We start from the raw sequence: 25,398 nt of genomic DNA on the forward strand, positions 1-25,398 counted from the left end.
TTGAGCGCCCGGATCCCCCCGGTCCTTCGACCGGAACATCCGTCGGCGAGGTCACTCGCCCAACTGGTCAGCGAGTTCGGACTCGAGCACGAGGGTTCCCTCGACGGCATCGAGATCACCGGCATCACGCTGAGCACGGCGGACCTCCACCCCGGCGACCTGTACGTGGGCGTGCCCGGCGCGCATCGGCACGGAGCCGAGTTCGCCGACCAGGCACGTGACGGTGGTGCCGTGGCCCTGCTGACCGACGCCGCGGGTGCCGAGCTGGCCCGGTCCAGCGGTCTGCCCGTCGTCCTCGTCGACTCACCCCGAGCTGCCCTCGGCGAGCTCTCGGCCTGGATCTACCGCACGGACAGCGACGACGCGCCCCTGCTCCTCGCGGTCACCGGCACCAACGGGAAGACCAGCACGTCGTACCTGCTCGAGGGCGTCCTGCGACAGCTGGGCCTCGTCACCGGTCTCAGCAGCACGGCCGAGCGCCACATCGGCGACCTGACCGTCGTCAGCCGCCTCACGACCCCCGAAGCCAGCGAGATGCACGCCCTGCTGGCCCGCATGCGCGAGAGCGAGGTGCGTGCGGTGGCCGTCGAGGTCAGTGCTCAGGCACTCAGTCGCAACCGCGTGGACGGTCTCGTCTTCGACGTCGCCGCCTTCACCAACCTCAGCCACGACCACCTCGACGACTACGCCGACATGGAGGAGTACTTCCAGGCCAAGTTGCCACTCTTCCAGCCCGACCGTGCCCGTCGTGCCGTGGTCTCGCTCGACTCGCCCTACGGCCAGCGCGTCGTGGACAACGCCCGCATCCCCCTGACGACGATCACGATCCTCCCCGACGTCGAGGCCGACTGGACGGTCGAGATCCTGGACGAGCAGGCCGCCTACACCGAGTTCCGTCTGTCGGGCCCCGAGCAGCGTTCGCTCGTGACGCGCGTCCCGCTGATCGGGTGGCACATGGTCGCGAACGCGGCCCTGGCGATCGTCATGCTGGTCGAGGCGGGCTTCGAGCTCGAGGCCATCGGCCAGGCGCTCGACGCCGACGGCGGCATCGTCGCGTACCTGCCCGGGCGCACCGAGCGGGTGTCCGGCGACACCGGCCCGAGCGTCTACGTCGACTTCGGCCACAGCCCCGACGCGTTCCTGACCACCCTGGCCGCGGTGCGCACCTTCACGCCCGGCAAGGTCATCATGCTGTTCGGTGCGGACGGCGACCGCGACACGACGAAACGCGGCGAGATGGCCCGGGTGGCCGCCGCCGGTTCCGACATCCTCGTCGTGACCGACCACCACCCCCGTTTCGAAGACCCGGCCTCCATCCGCAAGACGCTCGTCGACGCCGCCCGCGAGGCGTACCCCGAGCACGAGATCCACGAGGTGAGCCCGCCCGAGGCGGCCATCCGGGCGGCCGTGGCCCTGGCCCGAGAAGGCGACTCGATCCTCTGGGCCGGTCCCGGCCACCAGGACTACCGAGACATCCGTGGTGAGCGCACCCCGTACTCCGCTCGCGACGAGGCCCGTGCCGCCCTGCGCGAGGCCGGGTGGTCCGAGTGATCGCGCTCACGCCTCGCCAGATCGCCGACATCACCGGCGGGCGCCTGGTCCACCCCGAGGAGGCGCGGGTCGCGACCCCGGTCGACGGCACGGTCGAGACCGACTCGCGTCTGGTCACCCCGGGATCGATCTTCTTCGCCCTCCGTGGTGAGGTCACCGACGGCCACCTCTTCGTCGAGGCCGCCACCGCGAACGGCGCGGCCCTCGTGGTCGCCGAGCGCGAGGTCGAGACCACCGCACCGCTCCTCGTCGTGGAGGACGGAGTCGTCGCGCTGTCGCGCCTGGCGGCCGCCGTCGTCGAGCACGTCCGTCGCCTCGGCCGGTTGAAGGTGGTCGGCGTCACGGGTTCCAACGGCAAGACGAGCACCAAGAACATGCTGCGCGCCGTCCTGAGCGACGTCGCGCCCACCGTCGCCCCACAGGGCTCGTTCAACAACCACGTCGGCGCCCCGATCTCGATGCTGCGCATCGACGAGGACACCGAGTACCTGGTGGTCGAGATGGGTGCGAGCGGACCGGGCGAGATCGCCCGGCTCGTCGACATCGCCCGTCCCGACACCGGGGTCGTGCTCAAGGTCGGCCTCGCCCACGCGGGTGGCTTCGGCGGAATCGAGGGCACCCGTGCGGCCAAGGCCGAGATGGTGACCGACCTGCCCGCCACGGGGACGGCCGTCCTCAACGCCGACGACGACCGCGTCGCCGGCATGGCGTCCGTGACCGCCGCCCGGGTCGTGACCTTCGGTCAGGGTGCCTCGGCCGACTACCGGGCGTCCGACATCGACGTCTCGGCGTCGGGCACCTCCTTCACCTTCCAGCACGGCGACGCGAGCCGCCGGGTGTCGCTGCGCATCCTGGGCGAGCACCACGTGATGAACGCCTTGGCGGCCCTCAGCGTCGTCGGCGAATGGGGCGTCGACCTCGATCGGGCCGTGACGGTCCTCGAGGGCGTGACGCGGGCCGAGCGCTGGCGCATGGAGGTCCTGGACGCCCCCGGCGGCGTGACGGTCGTGAACGACGCCTACAATGCGAGTCCCGACTCGGTCGCCGCGGCGTTGAAGACCCTCGCCCAGATCACCGGCCCCGACCACCGCTCGGTGGCCGTGCTCGGCGAGATGGCCGAGCTCGGCGAGTACGCGCGTGACGAGCACGACCGCGTCGGCCGCCTCGTCGTCCGGCTCAACGTGGGCCAACTCGTGGTCGTCGGCCACGAGGCACGACACATCCACATGGCGGCGGGCCTCGAAGGCTCGTGGGACGGAGAAAGCGTGCTGGTCGACACGATCGACGAGGCGTACGACTTCTTGCGGGGCACCCTGCGAGCCGGGGACGTCGTCCTCGTGAAGTCGTCCAAATCGGCCGGCCTGCGCCTCCTCGGTGACCGCCTGGCCGGGGTGACCGCATGATCGCGCTGCTGATCGGCGGTGGGTTCTCCCTCGCCTTCACGCTGCTGATGACGCCGGCGTTCATCAAGCTCTTCCACCGTCTCGGGTGGGGCCAGTTCATCCGTGACGACGGCCCGCAGTCGCACCACACCAAGCGCGGCACGGCGACCATGGGCGGCATTGTCCTGATCATCGGCACCGTGCTCGGCTACTTCATCGGTCACCTGGTCGGCGGGGACGAGCTCACCCTCAGCGGCATGCTCGTGCTGTTCATGATGGTCGGCCTCGGCGTGGTCGGGTTCCTCGACGACTTCCTCAAGGTGCGCAACCAGCGCAGCCTCGGGCTCGGCGGGTGGGCGAAGATCGCCGGGCAGGTCGTCGTGGGGGCGGTGTTCGCCGTCCTGGCGCTCTCCTTCACGAACGATCGCGGGCTCGCCCCCGCGTCGACGATGATCTCGGGCCTGCGCGACATCCCCTGGCTCGACTTCATGTTCTTCGGCACCATCGTCGGGGGTGGTCTGTTCCTGATCTGGGTCGTCCTGATCACCGTCAGCACCTCCAACGGCGTGAACGTCGCGGACGGCCTGGACGGTCTCGCCACGGGCGCCTCCATCCTCGCGATCGCGTCGTACATCTTCATCGGCTTCTGGCAGAACAACCAGCTCTGCACGAGCGTGCGCCTCGACGAGGCCACGCGGGCGGCCTGCTACCAGGTGGCCGACCCGCTCGACCTGGCCGTGGTCGCCGCCTGCATCTGCGGCGGTCTCATCGGGTTCCTCTGGTGGAACACCTCGCCAGCACAGATCTTCCTGGGCGACACCGGGTCGCTGGGCCTCGGCGGGGCGCTGGCCGCCCTGGCGATCCTCAGCCGCACCGAGCTGCTGCTCGTCCTGATCGGTGGCCTCTTCATCGTGGTCACGGGGTCGGTCATCCTTCAGCGTGCGTACTTCAAGATCACGAAGGGCAAGCGCATCTTCCTGATGAGTCCGTTGCACCACCACTTCGAGTTGAAGGGCTGGGCCGAGGTGACCGTCGTCGTCCGCTTCTGGATCATCGCCGGGCTCTTCGTCGCCGCCGGCGTGGGCACCTTCTACCTCGAATGGATCCTCCGCACCTCATGAGCGACGGCCGCACCACCCCCCTCGCCGAGCGACTGGCCGGGCTCGACAGCTGGCACGCCGACTGGTCGGGCCTTCGCGTGGCCGTCCTCGGGCTGGGCACGACCGGCTTCTCGGTGGCCGACACCCTGGCCGAGCTGGGTGCCGACGTCCTCGTCGTGGCCCCCGCCGTCGACCCGGACAAGGCCGAACTGCTGCAGTTGATCGGAGCCCGTCTCGACGAGGTCGAGTCCCTGGAGGCACCCTCGTCCACGCTCACGGCCTTCGACGCGCAGCTCGTCGTCGCCAGCCCGGGGTTCGCTCCTCATCACCCTCTGATCAGGTGGGCCGTCGGGTCGGAGCTGGCCGTCTGGGGCGACGTCGAGCTCGCCTGGCGCGTCCGCGACAAGGTCGAGCGCGTGGCCGACTGGGTGCTCGTCACGGGGACCAACGGGAAGACCACGACGACGCAACTGGCGGCGGCGATGGCCGCCGCGGACGGCCGCCGCGTGGCGCCCTGCGGCAACATCGGCGTCCCCGTCCTCGACGCGGTGCGTGATCCCGACGGCTTCGACCTGTTCGTCGTCGAGCTCTCGAGCCATCAACTCCACTACCTGCCGACCGAGGGGCCCGGTGCCCTCCGGCCCCGCGCCTCCGTCTGTCTCAACCTCGAGGCGGACCACCTCGAATGGCACGGCGGCGTGGACGCCTACCGCGACGCCAAGGCCAAGGTGTACGAGAACACGACAGTGGCCTGTGTCTACAACAAGGCCGACGAGGCCACCCTCCGAATGGTCGAGGACGCCGACGTCGAAGAGGGCTGCCGGGCCGTCGGCTTCGGCCTCGACGCCCCGGGGCCCAGCGAGGTCGGCATCGTGACCGGCGACGGGGTCTCCGTCCTGGCCGACCGCGCCTTCCTCGACGAGCGCCACACGCGAGCGCTCGAACTGACCACCCGGGAGGCCCTCGAGGGCGTCGGCCTCGGCGCCGACCACCTCCTCGAGGACGTGCTCGCGGCCGCCGCGCTCGTGCGTGCGGTGGGTGTCGCCCCCGTCTCGATCCGCGACGCCCTCGCCGGCTTCGCCGTGGACCACCACCGCACCGAGGTCGTGGCCGAGTCCGGTGGAGTGACGTGGGTGGACGACTCGAAGGCGACCAACCCCCACGCCGCGCGCGCCTCCTTGACGGCCTTCCCGTCGGTCGTGTGGATCGTCGGCGGGCTCTTCAAGGGCGTCGACGTCGAGCCGCTCGTCCTCGAGTCGACGGGCGCCGTCCGGGCAGCCGTGTTCGTGGGCGTCGACCGTGAGCCCCTCCGGCAGGCCTTCTCCCGACACGCGCCCGGCATCCCCGTCTTCGAGGTCGACGCCACCGACACTGGGCAGGTGATGCCGACGGCCGTGCGCCTCGCCGCGAGCGTGGCCCGACCCGGAGACACCGTGCTCCTCGCCCCGGCGGCGGCGTCCATGGACCAGTTCACCGACTACACGGCCCGCGGGAGATCCTTCTCCCAGGCCGTACACGAACACTTGAGGGGTGACGTCGATGGCCAACCCGCCGTCCAGCCTCCCGCGCCGTCGGCCGACTGAGTCGAGTCGTACGCGCCGCGGGCCCGTCCAGTCGACCGAGGAGGCGTCGAGTGGCCTGGGGTCCTCGAAGCGCACGGCCGGTGCGGTCGTCCGGGTCAAGAAGCTCTTCGCCGCCGAGACCGGTTCGTACTTCGTGATCCTCGGCACGACGTTGTTCATGGTCGTGCTCGGGCTCGTCATGGTGCTCTCGTCGTCGTCGGTCGAGCAGTACATCTCGTCGCGACACACGTCGTTCTTCGGGGCGTTCATCCGACAGAGCACGTACGCGGCCGTGGGCATCCCGCTCATGCTCATCGTGTCGCGGCTGCCCGTCTCGTTCCTGAAGCGTTGGGCGTGGCACGTCCTGGGCGCGACGATCGTCCTCCAACTCCTCGTCTTCTCGCCCCTCGGCTACGAGATCGGCGGCAACCGGAACTGGATCGACCTCGGTTCGTTCACGGCGCAGCCCTCCGAGGCCGTGAAGCTCGCGTTGGCCATCTGGCTCGGCATGATCCTCTCGGTCAAGCGCGACCTGCTCGACGACTGGAAGCACCTGGCGATCCCGCTCGTTCCCGTGGCCGGCGTGGCGATCGGTCTCGTCGTGCTCGGCGGCGACCTCGGGACGACCATGATCATGCTCCTGCTCGTCTTCGCCGCCGTCTGGTTCGCCGGGGTCCGGTTGCGCTACCTGCTCGCGCCGCTCGCGTTCCTCGCGGTCGTCGTGCCCCTGATCGCCCAGGGTTCGAGCTCCCGGAACTCCCGCATCGCCGCCTGGCTGTCGGGCTGCACCGACTCGAGCCAGTACCAAGCCGAGTGCTGGCAGACCCTGCACGGCACCTGGGCGTTGGCCTCGGGCGGACTCTTCGGCGTCGGCCTCGGCAACTCGAAGTCGAAGTGGTCCTGGCTGCCCGAGGCCGACAACGACTTCATCTTCGCCATCGTCGGCGAAGAGCTCGGCTTGATCGGTGCGATGGTCGTGTTGGCGCTGTTCATCGTCCTCGCCGTGGGCTTCGTCAAGATCATCCGTCGCACCAACGACCCCTTCGTGCGCGTGACGACCGGCGCCATCACGGCGTGGATCATCGGCCAGGCGCTCGTCAACATCGCGGTCGTGCTGGGGCTGCTGCCCGTCCTGGGTGTTCCCTTGCCGCTGATCTCGGCGGGTGGGTCGGCCTTGATCGTCACCCTCGTGGCCATCGGCGTGGTGCTCTCGTTCGCCCGGGTGCCCGAGGAGACCGACGTGCCGCAGGGGCTCCCGCGACAGCGGGTAGGGTCTCTGCGGTGACGACGTATCTCCTCGCCGGCGGTGGCACCGCCGGGCACGTGAACCCCCTCCTCGCCGTGGCCGATCGGCTCCGACGGCGCGAGCCCGACGCGATCGTCCTCGTGCTCGGTACGGCCGAGGGGCTCGAGGCCCGGCTCGTCCCGCAACGCGGGTACGAGCTGTTGACCGTGCCCCGGCTCCCCTTCCCCCGGAAGCCCTCCGCGGCGGCCCTGCGCTTCCCGGGGCGGCTCGCGGGTGCGATCGACGGCATCCGGTCCTTGCTCGCACAGCACGACGTCGACGTCGTCGTGGGTTTCGGCGGCTACGCAGCCGCCCCCGCCTACGTCGCCGCATGGCGGTCGAAGGTGCCCGTGGTCGTCCACGAGGCCAATGCGAAGCCCGGCATGGCGAACGTCCTCGGCTCGTTCCTCTCGTCCCACGTCGGCGTCGTCTTCCGCTCCACCCGCCTGCGGGGCGGACGGCAGGTCGGCATGCCGTTGCGCGACGAGATCGAGTCCCTGGACCGCCGGGCCCACCGGGACGAGGCCGTCGCGACGTTCGATCTCGACCCGTCGCGGCCGACGCTGCTCGTCACGGGCGGCTCGACCGGTGCCCGGCGCCTCAACGAGACCATGTCGAAGGCAGCCGTCGGCGTGCTCGGCGCCGGATGGCAGATCCTGCACATCACGGGCGAGAAGTCCGACCTCACCTCGACCGATCTCGAGGGCCACCACCTGGTCCGGTACTGCGACCGCATGGACCTCGCGCTCTCGGCGGCCGACTTCGTCGTCTCCCGGGCCGGCTCGGCCACGGTGAGCGAGCTGACCGCGCTCGGCCTGCCCTCGGTGCTCGTGCCCTACCCGGTGGGCAACGGAGAGCAGCGTCACAACGCCACCGACGTCGTCGGTGCCGGGGGAGCACTGCTCGTCGCCGACGCCGACTTCACACCCGCATGGGTCGAGCGCACGCTCGTCCCACTGCTGCTCGACCGGGCCGTCGTGGCCGACATGGCGGTCCGTGCCGCCTCGGTCGGGGTGCGCGACGGCACCGACCGCACGGTCGACCTCGTCCTCGACGCCGTGGGCCGCGCCTCCTCGTCCTCCCAGAACTCCGACCTCAGCGAGACATCATGATCAAGCCCGACCTCGACCAGCCGATCCCCGCCGAACTCGGCGCCGTCCACTTCGTCGGCATCGGCGGTTCCGGCATGAGCGGCATCGCCCGCGTGTTCCTCGCCGCCGGACACCGGGTCACCGGATCGGACGCCCGCGACAGCGCAGCCGTCGAGTCGCTCCGGTCGCTGGGCGCCGAGATCGCGATCGGTCACGACGCGGCCAACGTCGGCGACGCCGACACGCTCGTGGTGACCGGGGCCCTCTGGCAGGACAACCCCGAGTACCAGCTCGCGCTGGCGAAGGGCCTGCCCGTCCTGCATCGCTCGCAGGCACTCGCCTGGCTCGTCGGGCAGCAGCGCCTCGTCTCGGTGGCCGGTGCGCACGGGAAGACCACGTCGACCGGCATGATCGTCACCGCCCTGCTCGCCGCCGGGCACGACCCGAGTTTCGTGAACGGCGGGGTCATCCAGTCGCTGGGTGTCAGCGCTCGTGGTGGCGACGACGACCTGTTCGTCGTCGAGGCCGACGAGTCCGACGGGTCGTTCCTGCTCTACGACACCTCGGTCGCCCTGATCACCAACGTCGACGCCGACCACCTCGACCACTACGGCTCCCACGAGGCGTTCGACGACGCCTTCGTCCGGTTCGCGTCGGCCGCGCGCGAGTTCGTCGTGGTCTCGAGCGACGACGCCGGTGCCGTCCGTGTCACCGGGCGTCTCGACCACCCACACGTCGTGACCTTCGGCGAGGCCGCCGATGCCGACGTGCGCCTGAGCGACATCGCCTCGACCGGTCCCGTCTCGTTCACCCTGCACGCCGAGGGCCGTTCGTGGCCCGTGCAGTTGCGAGTGCCCGGGCGACACAACGCCGTCAACGCCGCGGGTGCCTTCGCCGTACTCGTGGGTCTGGGGGTCGACCCCGAGGCCGCCATCGCGGGCCTCGAGACCTTCGGGGGCACCGAGCGACGGTTCGAGCTCCACGGTGTCGTCCGGGGTGTCAGTGTCTACGACGACTACGCCCACCACCCCACCGAGGTAGCCGCCGCCCTGCAGGCCGCGCGCTCCGTGGTGGGCGACGGGCGCCTCATCGCCGTGCACCAACCCCATCTCTACAGCCGGACGCGCATGATGGCCGGCGAGTTCGCCGAGACCTACGAGCGCCTCGCGGACCACACGATCGTGCTCGACGTCTACGGTGCGCGCGAGGACCCCGAGCCCGGGGTCACCGGCGCGCTCGTGTCCGAACGCTTCACCGACCCCGACCGCGTCGACTTCGTGTCCGACTGGCAGGCCGCGGCCGACCGCACGGCCGAGGTCGCGCGCGACGGGGACTTCGTCATCACGCTCGGCTGCGGCGACGTCTACCGCATCGTGCCGCAGCTGCTCGGCTCCCTCGACGCGGCACACGAACCCGTCGTCGCCGTCGCGGAGGACTCCGCGGAGTGACTCGTCACAGCAGGACCGTGGCGTCGGGGGCCCTCCGATGAAGCGGCCCGACGGATTCGACGAGCCGGAACCCGCCGCGACCCCGCCGGTGGCTCCGACCCGACGCCGGCGCGGCCGGGACTCGGACGCCACGGGGCCCCTCCCCGTCGTGGGTGATTCGCGTCCTCCACGCGGGGTGACGGATGGCTCGACGGTACGGGGCGACGAGGGCACCGGCTCGACTCCGTCCACGCTGAGGGGCCGTCTCGAGACGGTCGCCGGAGCCTCCGCCGCCTGGCGTGACCGCCTCACGAAGCCTGCGTCGACGGACGAGACCGGCTCCCGGGCGTCGGGCACCCTCGGCGGCTCCGAGCCGCCGCGCATCGTGGCACCCGACGGCACGGCCGCCGAGGCCAAGGCACGAGCCGCCGCGGCTCGCAAGCAGGCACGTCGGGCGTCGAGCGACCGGAGGCGCGTCGAACGTGTCGAGGTCCGTCGCTTCACACGTCGCAGTCGACACCGTCGGGCGACCCTGGTGTCGCTCGGGGCCGTCGTGCTCCTCCTCGTCGCGTCCGTCGCGGTCGCTGTGTTCTCCCCGCTCCTGTCGTTGCAGACCATCCGCGTCGAAGGGACCGAACGCGTCGACGCCTCGGCCGTCCGGGCGGCACTGGACGGACAGCTCGGGACGCCCCTCGCCATGATCGACTTCGACGAGGTCACCCGCGAGCTCGCGGCCTTCCCCCTCATCGCCAGCTACGTGACCGAGACGGCTCCGCCGCACACGCTCGTCGTCCGCATCCAGGAGCGCCAGCCCGTCGCCACGGTCGCCGCGGGGGAGGGCTTCGAACTCGTCGACCCGGCCGGCGTCGTCGTGCAAGAACTCGACGCCCGGCAAGAGGGGGTGCCCCTCGTCGACGTCGGGGGAGCGGCCCTGGACGGCCCCGCGTACCGCTCGGTCGCCGAGGTGCTGTTGGCGCTGCCGGTCACGCTGCGGTCCACCGTCGACACCGTGACCGCATCGACGGCCGACGACGTGACCCTGCAGCTCACCTCCGGTGAACGGGTCGTGTGGGGCAGTGCCGACGAGTCGGCGAAGAAAGCACAGGTGCTCGCGGGTCTGATCGCTGACCAGGCCCGCCGCGACCCGGGCGCGAGCGTCGAGTACGACGTGTCCGCTCCCGACAACGGGATCATCAGGACGAGATGAGAGGGTGTGTTCGCGACACGCTGGACGCCCTGGCGACAGCGCCTGCAGCGCACCCATACCTTGTGACTGCAGAACTTGCATACCATGTACAACTTTAACCTTCAACTGCAGAGTTAAGGTTCAAGCGGAGGCCCGGACGTGACAACGAACCATAACTACCTAGCCGTGATCAAGGTCGTCGGTGTCGGCGGCGGTGGCGTCAACGCCGTCAACCGCATGATCGAACTCGGGCTCCGCGGGGTGGAGTTCATCGCCATCAACACCGACGCACAGGCGCTGCTGTTGAGCGATGCCGACGTCAAGCTCGACGTCGGTCGCGAGCTCACCCGGGGCCTCGGCGCCGGTGCCGACCCCGAGGTCGGGCGCCGTGCGGCCGAGGACCACGCCGAAGAGATCGAAGAGGCCCTCGCGGGGGCCGACATGGTCTTCGTCACGGCCGGCGAAGGCGGTGGCACCGGCACGGGCGGCGCCCCGGTCGTCGCCCGCATCGCCAAGTCGATCGGCGCCCTGACCATCGGCGTCGTCACGAAGCCCTTCGGCTTCGAGGGCAAGCGCCGTCAGGCTCAGGCCGAGGCCGGGGTCGCCGCCCTGAAGGACGAGGTCGACACCCTCATCGTCGTGCCCAACGACCGTCTGCTCGAGATCAGCGAACGCGGCATCAGCATGGTGGAGGCCTTCGGCACGGCCGACCAGGTGCTCCTCGCCGGTGTCCAGGGCATCACCGACCTGATCACCACGCCCGGTCTGATCAACCTCGACTTCGCCGACGTCAAGTCGGTCATGCAGGGCGCGGGTTCGGCCCTCATGGGCATCGGTTCGTCGCGGGGTGCCGACCGCGCCATCAAGGCGGCAGAGCTGGCCGTGGCGTCCCCGCTGCTCGAGGCGAGCATCGACGGTGCGCATGGCGTGCTGCTGTCCATCCAGGGCGGTTCGAACCTGGGCATCTTCGAGATCAACGACGCAGCCCGTCTGGTCCAAGAGGCCGTCCACGCCGAGGCCAACATCATCTTCGGTGCCGTGATCGACGACACCCTCGGTGACGAGGTGCGCGTGACGGTCATCGCGGCCGGCTTCGACGGTGGCGAGCCCTCGACCAAGGTGAAGGACCGCCGCTCGAGCTTCGTCGACTCCGACGGCCCCACGGCGACCTCGGTCGCCGGTGTCTCGGCCATCGCCGACAGCGGTGCGACGCACGAGCCCGCGGCGTGGAAGCGGCCCGAAGAGCCCGCGACCCAGGCCGTCGACCCGGCCTTCGACGACGGTGACGACGACCTCGACGTCCCGGACTTCCTCAAGTAACGACGAGTGACCGATCCGACGAGTGTCGACGGCGACCTGGGCGAGCGTCTCGCCCGGGTCGCCGCGGCCGTCGACGATGCCTGCGCCGCCGTGGGGCGGTCACCGGGCGAGCTCACGACGATCGTCGTCACGAAGTTCCACCCACCCGGCCTCATCCGGGCGTTGTACGCCCTGGGGGTCCGCGACGTCGGCGAGAACCGACATCAAGAGGCCCAGGCCAAAGCCGTCGAGCTGGACGACCTCGAGGGGCTCCGATGGCACTTCGTCGGTCAGTTGCAGTCGAAGAAGGCGCGGCAGGCCCGGCGCTACGCACACGCCGTGCACTCGCTCGACCGTGACTCCGTGGTCGACGCCCTGTCCGACGACTCCGGTTCCGTCGTCGACGGGTTCGTCCAGGTCAACCTGACCGACGACCCCGGCCGCGGGGGAGTCGCCGAGCGCGACGTCGAGACGCTGGCCGAGAAGGTGCTCTCGACCCCGGGGCTGCGGCTGCGGGGCGTCATGGCCGTCGCCCCCTTGGACGAGGAGGCGCGGCCCGCCTTCGCGCGCCTCCGTGCGGTATCCGAGCGGGTGCGGTCCCTCGAGGCCACGGCCGACGCGATCTCGGCCGGCATGTCGCCCGACTTCGCCGAGGCCGTCGCCGAGGGCGCGACACACCTACGGATCGGCACGGCAATCACGGGTTCTCGCCCCGATGCTCGTTAATGTCGGACACGACGAACCACTGACTCGGAGGAACACCATGGCCAACCCGCTGCGCAAGACGATGGTCTACCTGGGCCTCGCCGACGAAGAGCTCGAGTACGACGAGCAGCCCCACGAGCGAGCGCAGCCCCAGCAGTCGTCGCGACCGCAGGCGGCCGCACAGGCTCCGACCCCCGTCGCCCCGGTCCATTCGGCTCCCACTGCCGCCCCCGCGCCCACCCGCGCCCCCGTGACGCCCCTGCGTCGCTCCTCGCCCCCCAAGAACACGGTGCCCCACGACATGAACGAGATCCTGACGGTCCACCCCCGCGAGTACAAGGACGCCCAGGCGATCGCCGAGAGCTTCCGCGACGGCATCCCCGTGATCATCAACCTGTCCCAGATGACCGAGGCGGACGCCCGTCGTCTGGTCGACTTCGCGAGCGGACTCTCGCAGGGGCTGTACGGCAAGATCGAGCGCGTGACCAACAAGGTCTTCTTGTTGTCCCCCGCGCACATCGCGGTGAGCGGCGAGCAGGCTGAGGTAGAGTCCGACATCGAAGCGTCGTTCTTCGCCCAGTCGTGACGAGTCCGTCGTCGCGGCTCCTCCGCGTCGACGTGACGACCTGCCCGTCCGCGAGTCCCCTCGCGCCGACTCGTGTGAGCTGATGACCCCCCGATGATCACTTACCTGATCGCCACGATCGCCTACTACGTACTGCTGATCTTCTTCTTGCTCATGTGGGCACGCTTCGTGCTCGACCTGGCGCAGTCGTTCAGCCGTGGCTGGCGACCCAAGGGGCCCGTCCTCGTGTTGGCCGAGGTGGCGTACACCGTGACCGACCCACCCATCCGTCGCGTACGCAAGATCCTGCCGCCCGTACGACTCGGCTCGGTCGCACTCGACTTCGGCTGGAGCATCATCATGCTGGCCGTGATCATCCTGATGAGCGTCGCCTCCGGGCTCCGCACATTCGGCTGACCACGCCGTCGGCGAGTGACAGGGTAGGCTCACTGCAGCGCCTGAACGGCACGACCCCGGCCCGACCGGGTCCCGTTCCTCTACGGTGTAGAAGAACGACACAGACCACGATCACACGATCCAACAGATGCACGAGGTGACGGCAATGGCTTTGACGCCGGAAGACGTAGTCAACAAGCGGTTCCAGCCGACGAAGTTCCGCGAGGGATACGACCAGGACGAGGTCGACGACTTCCTCGACGAGGTCGTCGCCGAGCTGCGACGTCTCAACCAGGAGAACGACGAGTTGCGTCAGCGCCTCTCGTCGGGCGAGTCCGCCCCCGCGACGCAGGCGGCCCCCGTGTCGGCCCCGGTGGCCAGCGCACCGGCTCCCGCGTCGGCACCGGCGCCCGCCTCGGCTCCCGAGGCCGTCGAGCCCGAGCCGGTCGTCGAGCCCGAGCCCGTCGTCGCGGCCCCCGCCGCGGTGGCGTCCGCCCCCGCCTACTCCGCCCCGGCCGTGTCCGAGGCCGACGAGACCAGCAGCACCAACAGCTTGCTGCAGCTCGCTCGCCGTCTGCACGAAGAGCACGTCCGCGAGGGTGTCGAGAAGCGTGACGCTCTCATCGCCGAAGGCCACGCCACCGCCGCACGTCTCGTGTCAGAGGCCGAGGCTCGTCAGCGCGAGGTCGTCGCCGAGGCCGAGACGAAGTCGCGTGACATCGTCGGTGCCGCCGAGACCCAGCAGCGCGAGATCCTCGACCGACTGAACACCGAGCGCTCGAGCGTCGAGCGTCGCATCGACGACCTGCGGTCGTTCGAGCGTGACTACCGCTCGAAGCTCAAGAGCTACATCGAGGGTCAGCTGCACGAGCTCGACGGCGAAGGCACCGGCGAGGCCTCGCGCCCCACTCCCGCCAGCGCCCAGGGCTTCGGCTCGAACTAAGGTCTTGTCGAGCGACAAGCCCACCACGAAGGCCAGCGTCCGCGTTCTCGCGACGCTGGCCTTCGTCGCGGTCGTGGCCTACGGCCTCGACCAGGGCACCAAACTACTGGTCACCCGCACCCTCGTCGAAGGCGGTTCCGTCGACGTCGTCGGCGAGTTCTTCCAACTGCACTTCGTCAAGAACCCCGGTGCCGCCTTCTCGTTCGCCAGCGGCTCGACGTGGATCTTCTCGATCGCGGCTGCCGGTGTCGCCGTCGCGATCCTGATCGTGGCCCGGCGCATCCGGTCCCTGGCCTGGTCGATCATGCTGGGCATGCTGCTCGGCGGCACCCTCGGCAACCTGACCGATCGCCTGCTCCGAGAGCCCTCCTTCGGGCAGGGGCACGTGATCGACTTCATCTACTTCCCGTCCCTGCTGCCGGCCATCTTCAACGTGGCGGACGTCTTCATCGTCTCGAGCATGGGGTTGCTCCTCCTGCTCACGGTGCTGGGCATCGGACTCGACGGGACGCGCACGCCGAGCTCGACGAAGGCTCGGCGTTCGGCCGAGGACGGGCACGACTCGGGTTCGTCGGTGGCCGATCCGGCGCCGGACGGCCGGCCGGCGGCTGCCGACGGTGAGCCGAGCGCTCCTGCCGACACCGCGCCTCCTGCCGACCGCCGGGGCACCTCGTGAGCGAGTCGCGTGCCCTCCCGGTGCCCGACGGGCTCGCCGGCGAACGTGTCGACGCGGCCCTGGCGAAGTTGCTCGGATTCAGCCGCACCTTCGCGGCCGAGGTCGCGGCCTCGGGCGGGGTGACGCTCGACGGTCGCACCGTCGGCAAGTCGGACCGGCTCGAGGCCGGTGCGTGGCTCGACGTCACGTGGTCACCGCGCGAGGCCCCCGCCGTGGTCGCCGTCGACGTACCGGGCATGGCGGTCGTGCACGACGACGACGAGATCGTGGTCGTCGACAAGCCCGTCGGCGTCGCTGCTCACCCATCGGTGGGGTGGACCGGCCCGACCGTGCTCGGCGGGCTCGCCGCCGCGGGCTTCACCGTGTCGACGTCGGGTGCCTCCGAACGTGCCGGCATCGTGCACCGCCTCGACGTCGGCACCAGTGGACTCATGGTCGTGGCCAAGACCGAGCGGGCCTACACGCTGCTCAAGCAGGCGTTCCGTGAGCGGACCGTCGAGAAGATCTACAACGCGGTGGTACAGGGCCACCCCGACCCGTTGACCGGAACGGTCGATGCGCCCATCGGGCGCCACCCGTCGTCCGATTGGAAGTTCGCGGTGGTCGTCGACGGCAAACCGTCGGTCACGCACTACGAGACGGTCGAGGCGTTCCCGTCGGCCTCCTTGCTCGAGATCCACCTCGAGACGGGGCGGACCCACCAGATCCGCGTCCACATGGCGGCCCAGCGACACCCCTGCGTCGGTGACGCGACCTACGGCGCCGACCCCACTCTCTCGGCGACCCTCGGTCTCACACGTCAGTGGCTGCATGCGGTGCAGCTCGGTTTCCGACACCCCGGGACGGGTGAGCCGGTGGTCTACCGGTCGACCTACCCCGCCGACCTGCAGCACGCTCTCGATGTCCTCCGTCGGAGTTAGGCTGTTCCCCTAGTCGCCAGATCCACCACCAGACGAGGAGCCCCGTGGCCTCGAGCAAAGACTCATTCGTCCATCTGCACGTGCACAGCGAGTACTCGATGCTCGACGGTGCGGCTCGGGTCAAACCGCTGGTCACCGAGGCGGCGGCGCAGGGAATGCCCGCGGTGGCGGTCACCGACCACGGCAACGTGTTCGGCGCGTACGACTTCTGGAAGACCGCGACCGAGGCGGGCGTCAAGCCCATCATCGGCACCGAGGCCTACATCACACCGGGGACGCACCGGGGTGACAAGACGCGCGTGCGGTGGGGTGACGGCGGACGCGACGACGTGTCGGGCTCCGGTGCGTACACGCACATGACGCTGCTGTCCGAGAACACCACGGGCATGCACAACCTGTTCCGCCTCTCGTCCCGGGCATCGCTCGAGGGCTACTACTTCAAGCCCCGCATGGACCGCGAGCTGCTGTCGCAGTACTCCGAGGGCCTCATCGCCACGACCGGCTGCCCGAGCGGCGAGGTGCAGACCCGCCTGCGGCTCGGCCAGTACGACGAGGCGCTCAAGGCGGCTTCCGACTTCCGTGACATCTTCGGCCGCGAGAACTACTTCGCCGAGATCATGGACCACGGGCTGGGCATCGAGCGGCAGATCATGGGTGACCTGCTGCGCCTGGCGAAAGACCTCGACCTTCCGCTGGTCGCGACGAACGACCTCCACTACACGCACGAGCACGACGCCACCAGCCACGCGGCGCTCCTCTGCGTCCAGTCCGGCTCGACGCTGAACGACCCGAACCGCTTCAAGTTCGACGCCGACGAGTTCTACCTGAAGTCGGCACAGCAGATGCGACACCTGTTCCGCGACCATCCTGAGGCGTGCGACAACACCCTGCTCATCGCCGAGCGGTGCGACGTGCAGTTCAACACCTCGGCCAACTACATGCCCCGGTACCCGGTGCCCGAAGGCGAGACCGAAGAGACCTGGTTCATCAAAGAGGTCGAGAAGGGACTCGTGTACCGCTACCCGGCGGGAATCCCCGACGAGGTGCGCAAGCAGGCCGAGTACGAGATCGGCGTCATCACCGGCATGGGTTTCCCCGGCTACTTCCTCGTGGTCGCAGACTTCATCAACTGGTCGAAGGAGAACGGCATCCGGGTCGGGCCGGGCCGTGGCTCCGGTGCGGGCTCGATGGCCGCCTACGCCATGCGGATCACCGACCTCGATCCGCTGCGCCACGGTCTCATCTTCGAGCGGTTCCTCAACCCCGACCGCGTCTCCATGCCCGACTTCGACGTCGACTTCGACGACCGTCGTCGCGGCGAGGTGATCCAGTACGTCACCGAGAAGTACGGCGACGAGCGTGTCGCGCAGATCGTCACGTACGGCACCATCAAGGCGAAGCAGGCCTTGAAAGACAGCTCTCGAGTGCTCGGGTTCCCCTTCGGCATGGGTGAGAAGCTCACCAAGGCCATGCCCCCGGCCGTGATGGGCAAGGACATCCCTCTCACGGGCATCTTCGACAAGCAGCACGAGCGCTACAAAGAGGCCGGCGACATCCGGACCGTCGTCGAGTCCGACCCCGAGGCCAAGACCGTCTTCGACACGGCGCTCGGCCTCGAGGGGCTGAAACGCCAGTGGGGTGTGCACGCCGCCGGCGTCATCATGTCGAGCGATCCGCTCATCGACATCATCCCGATCATGAAGCGCGAGCAAGACGGTCAGATCGTCACGCAGTTCGACTACCCGGCCTGCGAGTCCCTGGGCCTCATCAAGATGGACTTCCTGGGGTTGCGAAACCTCACGATCATCAACGACGCCCTCGACAACATCAAGACGAACCGAGGCTTCGACCTCGTGCTCGAAGACCTCGAGCTCGACGACCGGGGCGCGTACGAACTGCTCGGGCGCGGCGACACCCTCGGGGTGTTCCAACTCGACGGCGGGCCCATGCGTGGGCTCCTCCGGCTGATGAAGCCCGACAACTTCGAAGACATCTCCGCCGTCATCGCGCTCTACCGACCGGGCCCCATGGGCGCCAACTCGCACACGAACTACGCCTTGCGGAAGAACGGCGCGCAAGACATCACCCCGATCCATCCCGAGCTGGAAGAGCCGCTCAAAGAGATCCTGTCGACCAGCTACGGCCTGATCATCTACCAAGAGCAGGTCATGGCCATCGCGCAGAAGGTGGCCGGCTTCTCGTTGGGCCAGGCCGACATCCTCCGACGCGCCATGGGCAAGAAGAAGAAGTCCGAGCTCGACAAGCAGTACGCCGGGTTCGAGAAGGGCATGTTCGACAATGGTTTCTCGCCCGATGCCGTGAAGATGCTCTGGGACATCCTGTTGCCCTTCTCCGACTACGCCTTCAACAAGGCGCACTCGGCGGCGTACGGCGTGGTGTCGTACTGGACGGCCTACCTCAAGGCCCACTACCCGGCCGAGTACATGGCCGCCCTGCTCACCAGCACCGGGGACTCCCGCGACAAGCTGGGCCTCTACCTCAACGAGTGCCGCCGCATGGGAATCAAGGTGCTGCCGCCCGACGTCAACGAATCGATCGGGTTCTTCGCGGCCGTCGGCGACGACATCCGTTTCGGCATGGGTGCCGTGCGCAACGTCGGCTTCAACGTGGTCGATCACGTGATCGCGGCGCGCAAGAAAGAGGGTGCGTTCACCTCGTTCCACGACTTCCTGCGCAAGGTGCCGCTCCCCGTGGCGAACAAGCGGACGGTCGAGTCGCTCGTCAAGGCAGGAGCATTCGACTCGCTGGGGTCCACACGGCGTGCTCTCGTCGAGATCCACGAGTCCGCCGTCGAGGCCGCGGTCAGCGAGAAGCGGGCCGAGGCGAACGGGCAGGTCGGCTTCGACTTCGACTCCTTGTGGGACGAGCCGCAGGACGTCCAGCACGTGCCCGAACGTCCCGAGTGGTCGAAGCGAGACAAACTGGCGTTCGAGCGCGACATGCTGGGCCTCTACGTCTCCGACCACCCGCTCGCGGGCCTCGAGCTACCCCTGGCGAAGCACGCGCAGACGACGGTCACCGACATCCTGGCGAGCGACCCCGCGACGATCGACGGCGAGACGGTGACGATCGCAGGCCTCATCACCAGCGTGCAGCACCGCGTGGCTCGCAACTCGGGCAATCCCTACGGCATCATCACCGTCGAGGACTTCGGGGGCGAGATCTCGGCCATGTTCCTCGGCAAGACCTACCAAGAGTTCGGTCCGTCGCTCGTCGGTGACTCCATCGTCGTGCTCAAGGGCCGGGTGAGCGTCCGCGACGACGGCATGAACATGCACGCCGCGAGCATGTTCATGCCCGACCTGGGCGTCGGCGTGAACCACGGGCCGTTGCTCCTGCAGATGCCCGAGCATCGGGCCACGCACGACACGGTCACCGAGCTGGCGGCGGTGCTCGGCCGTCACTCCGGCGGCACCGAGGTCCGCCTCCGACTCGTCAAGGGCGAGGCCGCCCGCGTGTTCGAGATCCCCATGCCGGTCGACGTCACGGCCGACCTGTTCGGCGAACTGAAGAGTCTGTTGGGTCCCGGCTGCCTCGTCTGAGGTGGCCGGCACCCGGCCCGGCTGAGTCGGGTCAGGTGTTCGGCACCCACCTGTCGACGCGAGGTGAGCCCGGTGTCAGCCCTCGAGGTGCACGGGTCTCAGGTAGCGGCGGTCGTGGTACAGCAAGGCGTCGTCGTCCTCGCCCACGCCGCCCGTCCCGATGCGCACGACCACGACGGCGTTGCCGTGGACGGGTAGCCGCTCGATGATCGTCCCGGTCATCCACGCGGTGACGCCCGTCAGCAGCGGCACCCCGTTCGGCCCGTCGGTCCAGTGGTCACCGGCGAAGCGCTCGGCGGCGGGACCCGCCATGCGGTGGGCGAGGTCCCGGTTCCGTAGGCCGAGCAGGTGCACGATCACCTGGTCCGTCTCCGTGAGGGCAGGCCATGAACTCGCCGTCCTGGCCATGTTGAAGGTCGCGAGCGGCGGCACGGCGGCCAGGGACGCCAGCGACGTGGCCGTGAACCCGACCGGGGTGCCTTCGCCGTCACGCGCCGTCACGATCGCGACGCCGGCGGCGTGGCGTCGGAAGGCGTCCTTGAACGCCTCGAGGGAGCCGTCGGGCCGCGAAGTCGTCGCGTTGTCGTCCGTCATGCTCCCGACCCTACTGACTAGGCTGGACGGGCCATGATCCAGACCACAGATCTGCGCGGTCTCGCGCCGACCCACGCCCAGCTGCTCGACCTCGTCCCGCGGTCCCACGCCGACGTCGGGGCCGCGACGGACGCCGCCCGGCGTCTCGTCGACGACGTCCGCGAGCGGGGTGCCGCTGCCCTTCGTGATCAGGCGGCACGTTTCGACGGCGTCCGCCCCGACACCCTCCGCGTCGCGACGCAGACCATCGACGACGCCGTCGCGGCCCTCGACCCCCTGGTCAAGGAGGCGCTGGTCGAGTCGATCGCGCGCGTCACGCAGGCCAGCCGCGCCCAGGTCCCGTCGCCGACCACGACCCGACCCGCGCCGGGCGCGGTCATCGAGCAGCGGTGGCAGCCCGTCACACGCGCCGGGGTCTACGTCCCCGGCGGCAAGGCCGTGTATCCCTCCAGCGTCGTCATGAACGTCGTCCCCGCACAGGTGGCGGGGGTGTCGTCGATCGCCCTCGTGTCGCCCGCGCAGCGCGAACACGGCGGGGGAGTCCACCCCGTCATCCTGGGTGCCGCCGGCCTGCTGGGAGTCAACGAGGTGTACGCCATCGGTGGTGCCGGGGCGATCGGTGCGCTCGCCTACGGCGTGCCCGAGCTCGAGCTCGAGCCGGTCCAGGTCATCACGGGCCCCGGCAACAACTTCGTCGCCGCTGCGAAGCAGCTCGTGCGCGGTCGGGTCGGCATCGATTCGGTGGCCGGCGCGACCGAGATCCTCGTCATCGCCGACGATTCGGCGGACGCCACGTTGGTCGCCGTCGACCTCATCAGCCAGGCCGAGCACGACGAGGAGGCCTCGGCCGTCCTCGTGACGGACTCGGCCGCCTTCGGCGAGGCCGTCGTCGCCGAACTGACCCGGCTCGTGCCCCGCACCCTGAGCGCCGCGCGAGTCCGGACCGCCCTCTCCGGTCGCCAGTCGGCGGTGGTCCTGGTCGACGACCTCCGGCAGGCCGCCGCGTTCAGCAACGCCTACGGGCCGGAGCATCTCGAGGTGCAGACCCGCGACGACGACGCCATCCTGGCCGACATCACCGACGCCGGCGCGATCTTCGTGGGGCCGGACACGCCCGTCAGCCTGGGTGACTACCTCGCCGGTTCGAACCACGTCCTGCCCACCAGCGGGCAATCACGCTTCTCGTCCGGGCTCGGCGCGTTCACGTTCCTCCGACCCCAGCAGATCGTCCGATACGACGCCGAAGCCCTCGGTGTCGTGGCTGAGCGGCTCGTGGCGCTCTCGAACGCCGAGCTGCTGCCCGCCCACGGCGAGGCCGTCGCGGCCAGGCTGTCGCGCCCCTGAACCGGGCACGGTCCCCGCGGGCGGGCACCCGGGTGGCCCGGGCGTCCGACGTCGCCCCCGGCGTCCGATAATCTGGCCGCACCATGTTCTGCCCCTTCTGCCGCCACCCCGACTCCCGAGTCGTCGATTCCCGCACCAGTGACGACGGCACGTCGATCCGTCGTCGCAGGCAGTGCCCGAACTGCGGTCGTCGGTTCAGCACGACCGAGACCGCGAGCCTCAACGTGGTGAAGCGCAACGGCGTCCTCGAACCGTTCAGTCGCGACAAGATCATCTCGGGCGTTCGCAAGGCCTGCCAGGGGCGCCCGGTGACCGACGGGGACCTCGCCGTCCTGGCGCAGAAGGTCGAGGAGGCCGTCCGGGCGAGCGGTGCGTCGCAGATCGAGGCCAACGACATCGGTCTGGCCATCCTGCCTCCGCTCCGCGACCTCGACGAGGTGGCTTACCTGCGTTTCGCCAGCGTCTACCAGGCCTTCGACTCGCTCGAGGACTTCGAGGCCTCGATCGGTCAACTGCGCGAAGAGCACGCGTCCCGTCCCCTCCCCACCCGGTCGGCCGACGAGTGAGGACCCCGTACCGCGTCCTCTTCGACGTCGTCTTCGCCAAGATGGACCCCGAGGACGCCCACCATCTCGCCTTCCGGGTCATCAAGGCGATCCCCAAGGTGGGCCTGGCCGGCGTCGTCGGACGCCTGACGGCCCCGGCGCCGTCCCTCGCCGTCGAGGCGCTCGGACTCCACTTCGCCTCCCCCTTCGGCGTCGCGGCAGGCTTCGACAAGGACGCCAAGGGCATCGCCGGTCTCGGCGCCCTCGGGTTCGGGCACGTCGAGGTGGGCACGGTGACGGCTCGGCCACAGTCCGGCAACGACCGCCCTCGGCTCTTCCGGCTCGTCCCCGACCTCGCCGTCGTGAATCGCATGGGGTTCAACAACTCCGGCGCCCACGCGGCGGCCCTCGAACTCAGCCGGGCACGATCGGCTCCGTCACGGCCCGTCATCGGCGTGAACATCGGGAAGAGTCGCGTCGTGGACGTCGACGACGCGATCGACGACTACCTGGCCAGCACGCGCCTCCTGGCTCCTCTCGCCGATTACCTCGCGGTGAACGTCAGTTCGCCCAACACACCCGGACTCCGGGGGCTGCAAGAGCTCGACAGGCTCGCCCCGCTCCTCGAGGCCGTCCGCGACGCCGCGGGGAACACCCCCGTGCTGGTCAAGATCGCACCCGACCTCGACGACGAGGGGGTCCGTCGGATCGGTGCCCTCGTCACCGAGCTCGGCCTGGCGGGCGTGATCGCCACCAACACGACAGTGTCGCGAGAGGGCCTCGTCACCGACGGGTCCGTGGTCGAGGCCGCGGGAGCCGGTGGCCTCTCGGGTGCGCCGCTCGCCACGCGATCCCTCGAGGTCTTGAGGCTCGTCCGGGAGTCCGTCCCGAGCGAGACGTGCGTCATCTCCGTCGGGGGCGTATCGAGCGCCGAGGACGTCGACGAACGACTGCGCGCCGGGGCCACGTTGGTGCAGGGCTACACGGCCTTCCTCTACCGCGGGCCGCTCTGGGCGCGCCAGGTCAACCGAGGGCTCGTCGCCCTGCGGCGACGTCGACCCTCGGCCTGACGAGATCTCGCGCCGACGAGGCCGAGACCGCGAAACGGCGTCACCCACCAGGGGTGACGCCGTTCGTCGTCCGGGGTGACGCGCCTAGGCGGTGGGGTAGTCGCCGCGCTTGACCTGCGGCTTGGGCAGGCGCATGGGCTTGAGCTGCATCGCGCGCATGGCGGCGTACCAGCGGTTGCCCTTGCGGACGTTCTCGGCGCCGTACTTGGCGGCGAGCTTGCGGTTGACGCTGCGACCGACGATGAGGCAGTCGACGACGGCGAGGGCGAAGAACCCCCAGAGCACGAGCAGCGTGATCGACTGGATGGCGGCCGACTGCACGAGCGTCATCGCGATGACGACGACCATGATCGGGATCATGGCCTCGCCCACACTGAAGCGGGCGTCGACGTGGTCACGGATGAAGCGACGCTGCGGGCCCTTGTCGCGGTCGGGCAGGAATCGTTCCTCGCCGTTCGCGAGGCCGACGCGGGCACGGTCACGCTGCTCGGCGAGACGGGCCCGCTGTGCCTTCTGGGCTTCTTTGCCCGAGGCGACGAGGGGCCTCTGGTTGGCGGCCTCGCGCTCGCGTCGCGTGGGCGTCGGGCGACCCTTGCCGACCGCGGTCGACTCGGGCTCGGCGACGGTGGTCGTCTCGGTCGTCTTGCTGTCTGGCTTGGCCACGGGAGATCCTCAGGGTTGTCCGAGTTCCTAAGATTACCTGCATGAGCGACTCGCAGCATCCCGTCCGACCGACCGATCCCCGTACTGTCAGCGAACTCGCGGAGGCCGTGCACGCGGGTCTGCCCGCGACGATCGCCGACCTCGGCGCCCTCGTGCGCATCCCCTCCGTCTCGTGGGACGCCTTCGACCCCGAGCAGGTGCGACGCAGCGCCGACGCGGTCGCCGCCCTGGTCGAGGGCACGGGCCTCTTCGACCAGGTGGCCGTGAGCAGGGCCCCCATCGGTGGCACCGGCACCCTCGGCCAGCCCGCCGTGCTCGCCCGCCGTGCGGCTCGCGACGGCAAGCCGACCATCCTCCTGTACGCGCACCACGACGTGCAGCCGCAGGGCGACGACGCCGACTGGGACACCCCTCCGTTCGAGCCGACGGTCAAGGGCGACCGGCTGTACGGGCGTGGGGCCTCCGACGACAAGGCCGGCGTGATGACGCACGTGGCGGCCCTCCGCGCGGTGCACGAGGTGATGGGGGACGACCTCGGCGTCGGCGTCTCGTTGTTCATCGAGGGCGAGGAGGAGTTCGGTTCCCGCTCCTTCGCCGACTTCCTCGTGCAGCACGAGGACGAGCTGCGTGCGGACGTGATCGTCGTGGCGGACTCCGACAACTGGAGCACGACGGTGCCCGCCATCACCGTCGGCCTGCGCGGCAACGTGACCTTCCGCCTCACCGTCCGCACCCTGGCCCACGCGTCCCACTCCGGCATGCTCGGCGGGGCGGTCCCCGACGCCATGCTGGCGATGGTGAAGCTGCTCGCGACCCTGCACGACGACGACGGCAGCGTGGCCGTGGCCGGGCTGACGAGTCGCGAGGCCGATCACCCCGAGCAGAGCGAGCAGAAGCTGCGGGACGAGAGCGGGCTGCTCGAGGGCGTGACCCCCATCGGCCGCGGTCCGATCCTGAGTCGGGTGTGGTCGCAGCCGTCGATCACCGTGACCGGCATCGATGCACCGTCGGTCGCCAACGCCTCCAACACGCTGAGCCCCGAGGTGTCGGTCCGCATCAGCGCCCGCATCGCTCCCGGGCAGACCGCCGAGGACGCCTACGCCGCCCTGGAGGCGCACCTGCGGGCACACGCACCGTTCGGCGCCCACGTGCAGATCGACGACGTCGACCAGGGTGATCCGTTCCTGGTGGACACCACCGGCACCGCCATCGCCGACGCCACCGTCGCGATGACCGAGGGCTGGGGCGAGGCGCCGGTCCAGACGGGCATCGGCGGATCGATCCCGTTCATCGCCGACCTCGTCCGGACCTTCCCCGAGGCGCAGATCCTCGTGACCGGCGTCGAGGACCCCGACACCCGGGCGCACAGCCCGAACGAATCGCAACACCTCGGCGTGCTGCATCGGGCCATCCTCAGCGAAGCGATCCTGCTGGCGCGCCTCGACGCGAGGGGCTGACCGGCGCGACCCGCGCCTCCTCGGAACCGTTGTCGAGCGGGGGAGGCGCGGGTCCGGAACAAAACCGGCCCACG

22 protein-coding genes are annotated in these 25,398 nt (G+C 69.9%); 20 read left to right on the forward strand and 2 right to left on the reverse strand.

What is annotated here, in order from left to right; all coding sequences use genetic code 11:
* The 16 genes from SZ60_RS07630 (at position 1) to dnaE (ending at position 19,651) form a co-directional block, all read left to right on the forward strand.
* On the forward strand, positions 1-1,551 hold the full coding sequence (locus tag SZ60_RS07630) for a Mur ligase family protein (RefSeq protein WP_043594920.1): 1,551 nt from the start codon (positions 1-3) through the stop codon (positions 1,549-1,551).
* Positions 1,548-2,954 (forward strand): UDP-N-acetylmuramoyl-tripeptide--D-alanyl-D-alanine ligase, encoded by a 1,407-nt coding sequence (gene murF, locus SZ60_RS07635; protein ID WP_043594921.1) that lies wholly within the window; start codon positions 1,548-1,550, stop codon positions 2,952-2,954. The genes SZ60_RS07630 and murF overlap by 4 nt, the downstream gene beginning before the upstream one ends.
* Positions 2,951-4,054: a phospho-N-acetylmuramoyl-pentapeptide-transferase gene (gene mraY, locus SZ60_RS07640; protein WP_043594922.1), complete on the forward strand. Its 1,104-nt coding sequence runs from the start codon at positions 2,951-2,953 to the stop codon at positions 4,052-4,054. Before murF ends, mraY begins: the two co-directional genes overlap by 4 nt.
* On the forward strand, positions 4,051-5,616 hold the full coding sequence (gene murD / locus SZ60_RS07645; protein ID WP_043594923.1) for a UDP-N-acetylmuramoyl-L-alanine--D-glutamate ligase: 1,566 nt from the start codon (positions 4,051-4,053) through the stop codon (positions 5,614-5,616). The genes mraY and murD overlap by 4 nt, the downstream gene beginning before the upstream one ends.
* Positions 5,573-6,880 (forward strand): putative lipid II flippase FtsW, encoded by a 1,308-nt coding sequence (gene ftsW, locus SZ60_RS07650; protein ID WP_043595062.1) that lies wholly within the window; start codon positions 5,573-5,575, stop codon positions 6,878-6,880. The genes murD and ftsW overlap by 44 nt, the downstream gene beginning before the upstream one ends.
* Entirely contained in the window at positions 6,877-7,992 is a 1,116-nt protein-coding gene (locus SZ60_RS07655; RefSeq protein ID WP_043594924.1) for a glycosyltransferase, read from the forward strand. The genes ftsW and SZ60_RS07655 overlap by 4 nt, the downstream gene beginning before the upstream one ends.
* The gene (gene murC, locus SZ60_RS07660) at positions 7,989-9,419 is read left to right on the forward strand and encodes a UDP-N-acetylmuramate--L-alanine ligase (protein WP_043594925.1); all 1,431 of its coding nucleotides are present in this window, start codon (positions 7,989-7,991) and stop codon (positions 9,417-9,419) included. The genes SZ60_RS07655 and murC overlap by 4 nt, the downstream gene beginning before the upstream one ends.
* 175 nt (positions 9,420-9,594) lie before the next feature.
* The gene (locus tag SZ60_RS07665; RefSeq protein ID WP_231567076.1) at positions 9,595-10,605 is read left to right on the forward strand and encodes an FtsQ-type POTRA domain-containing protein; all 1,011 of its coding nucleotides are present in this window, start codon (positions 9,595-9,597) and stop codon (positions 10,603-10,605) included.
* Positions 10,606-10,743: 138 nt separating this feature from the next.
* Entirely contained in the window at positions 10,744-11,904 is a 1,161-nt protein-coding gene (gene ftsZ / locus SZ60_RS07670) for a cell division protein FtsZ (protein ID WP_043594926.1), read from the forward strand.
* 6 nt (positions 11,905-11,910) lie between these two features.
* Positions 11,911-12,609 (forward strand): YggS family pyridoxal phosphate-dependent enzyme, encoded by a 699-nt coding sequence (locus SZ60_RS07675; RefSeq protein ID WP_043594927.1) that lies wholly within the window; start codon positions 11,911-11,913, stop codon positions 12,607-12,609.
* Positions 12,610-12,646: 37 nt separating this feature from the next.
* Positions 12,647-13,174 (forward strand): cell division protein SepF, encoded by a 528-nt coding sequence (locus tag SZ60_RS07680; protein WP_043594928.1) that lies wholly within the window; start codon positions 12,647-12,649, stop codon positions 13,172-13,174.
* Between the two features lie 93 nt (positions 13,175-13,267).
* Positions 13,268-13,570, forward strand: a complete 303-nt coding sequence (locus SZ60_RS07685; RefSeq protein WP_043594929.1) for a YggT family protein — start codon at positions 13,268-13,270, stop codon at positions 13,568-13,570.
* Positions 13,571-13,715: 145 nt separating this feature from the next.
* The gene (locus tag SZ60_RS07690; protein WP_043595064.1) at positions 13,716-14,492 is read left to right on the forward strand and encodes a DivIVA domain-containing protein; all 777 of its coding nucleotides are present in this window, start codon (positions 13,716-13,718) and stop codon (positions 14,490-14,492) included.
* Positions 14,493-14,496: 4 nt separating this feature from the next.
* Positions 14,497-15,168 (forward strand): signal peptidase II, encoded by a 672-nt coding sequence (lspA, locus tag SZ60_RS07695; RefSeq protein ID WP_052505240.1) that lies wholly within the window; start codon positions 14,497-14,499, stop codon positions 15,166-15,168.
* Positions 15,165-16,088, forward strand: a complete 924-nt coding sequence (locus tag SZ60_RS07700) for an RluA family pseudouridine synthase (protein ID WP_043594930.1) — start codon at positions 15,165-15,167, stop codon at positions 16,086-16,088. The genes lspA and SZ60_RS07700 overlap by 4 nt, the downstream gene beginning before the upstream one ends.
* Before the next feature lie 98 nt (positions 16,089-16,186).
* Positions 16,187-19,651, forward strand: a complete 3,465-nt coding sequence (dnaE, locus tag SZ60_RS07705) for a DNA polymerase III subunit alpha (protein WP_043595066.1) — start codon at positions 16,187-16,189, stop codon at positions 19,649-19,651.
* A gap of 75 nt (positions 19,652-19,726) precedes the next feature.
* Here dnaE and SZ60_RS07710 read toward each other — a convergent pair whose 3' ends face one another.
* Complete coding sequence (locus SZ60_RS07710) at positions 19,727-20,245, reverse strand: flavin reductase family protein (RefSeq protein WP_043594931.1); 519 nt, start codon at positions 20,243-20,245, stop codon at positions 19,727-19,729.
* Between the two features lie 33 nt (positions 20,246-20,278).
* Between SZ60_RS07710 and hisD the strand changes: the two genes are divergently transcribed.
* From hisD to SZ60_RS07725, 3 genes are all read left to right on the forward strand, one after another.
* A complete protein-coding gene (hisD, locus tag SZ60_RS07715; RefSeq protein WP_043594932.1) occupies positions 20,279-21,589 on the forward strand; it encodes a histidinol dehydrogenase in 1,311 nt (436 codons plus the stop codon).
* A gap of 83 nt (positions 21,590-21,672) precedes the next feature.
* The gene (nrdR, locus tag SZ60_RS07720; RefSeq protein ID WP_043594933.1) at positions 21,673-22,155 is read left to right on the forward strand and encodes a transcriptional regulator NrdR; all 483 of its coding nucleotides are present in this window, start codon (positions 21,673-21,675) and stop codon (positions 22,153-22,155) included.
* Positions 22,152-23,204 (forward strand): quinone-dependent dihydroorotate dehydrogenase, encoded by a 1,053-nt coding sequence (locus tag SZ60_RS07725; protein ID WP_255349706.1) that lies wholly within the window; start codon positions 22,152-22,154, stop codon positions 23,202-23,204. Before nrdR ends, SZ60_RS07725 begins: the two co-directional genes overlap by 4 nt.
* An 84-nt stretch (positions 23,205-23,288) precedes the next feature.
* Here the strand turns inward: SZ60_RS07725 and SZ60_RS07730 are convergent, their stop codons facing one another.
* Complete coding sequence (locus SZ60_RS07730) at positions 23,289-23,867, reverse strand: DUF3043 domain-containing protein (protein ID WP_043594934.1); 579 nt, start codon at positions 23,865-23,867, stop codon at positions 23,289-23,291.
* A gap of 41 nt (positions 23,868-23,908) precedes the next feature.
* On the opposite strand from SZ60_RS07730, the gene SZ60_RS07735 reads away from it, so the two are divergent.
* Positions 23,909-25,324, forward strand: coding sequence for a dipeptidase (locus SZ60_RS07735; RefSeq protein ID WP_043594935.1), 1,416 nt, complete (start codon positions 23,909-23,911; stop codon positions 25,322-25,324).
* The last annotated feature ends 74 nt before the right edge of the window (positions 25,325-25,398 follow it).

Origin of the sequence: Frigoribacterium sp. MEB024 (genome assembly GCF_000878135.1) — a bacterium.
Classification (GTDB): Bacteria; Actinomycetota; Actinomycetes; order Actinomycetales; family Microbacteriaceae; genus Frigoribacterium.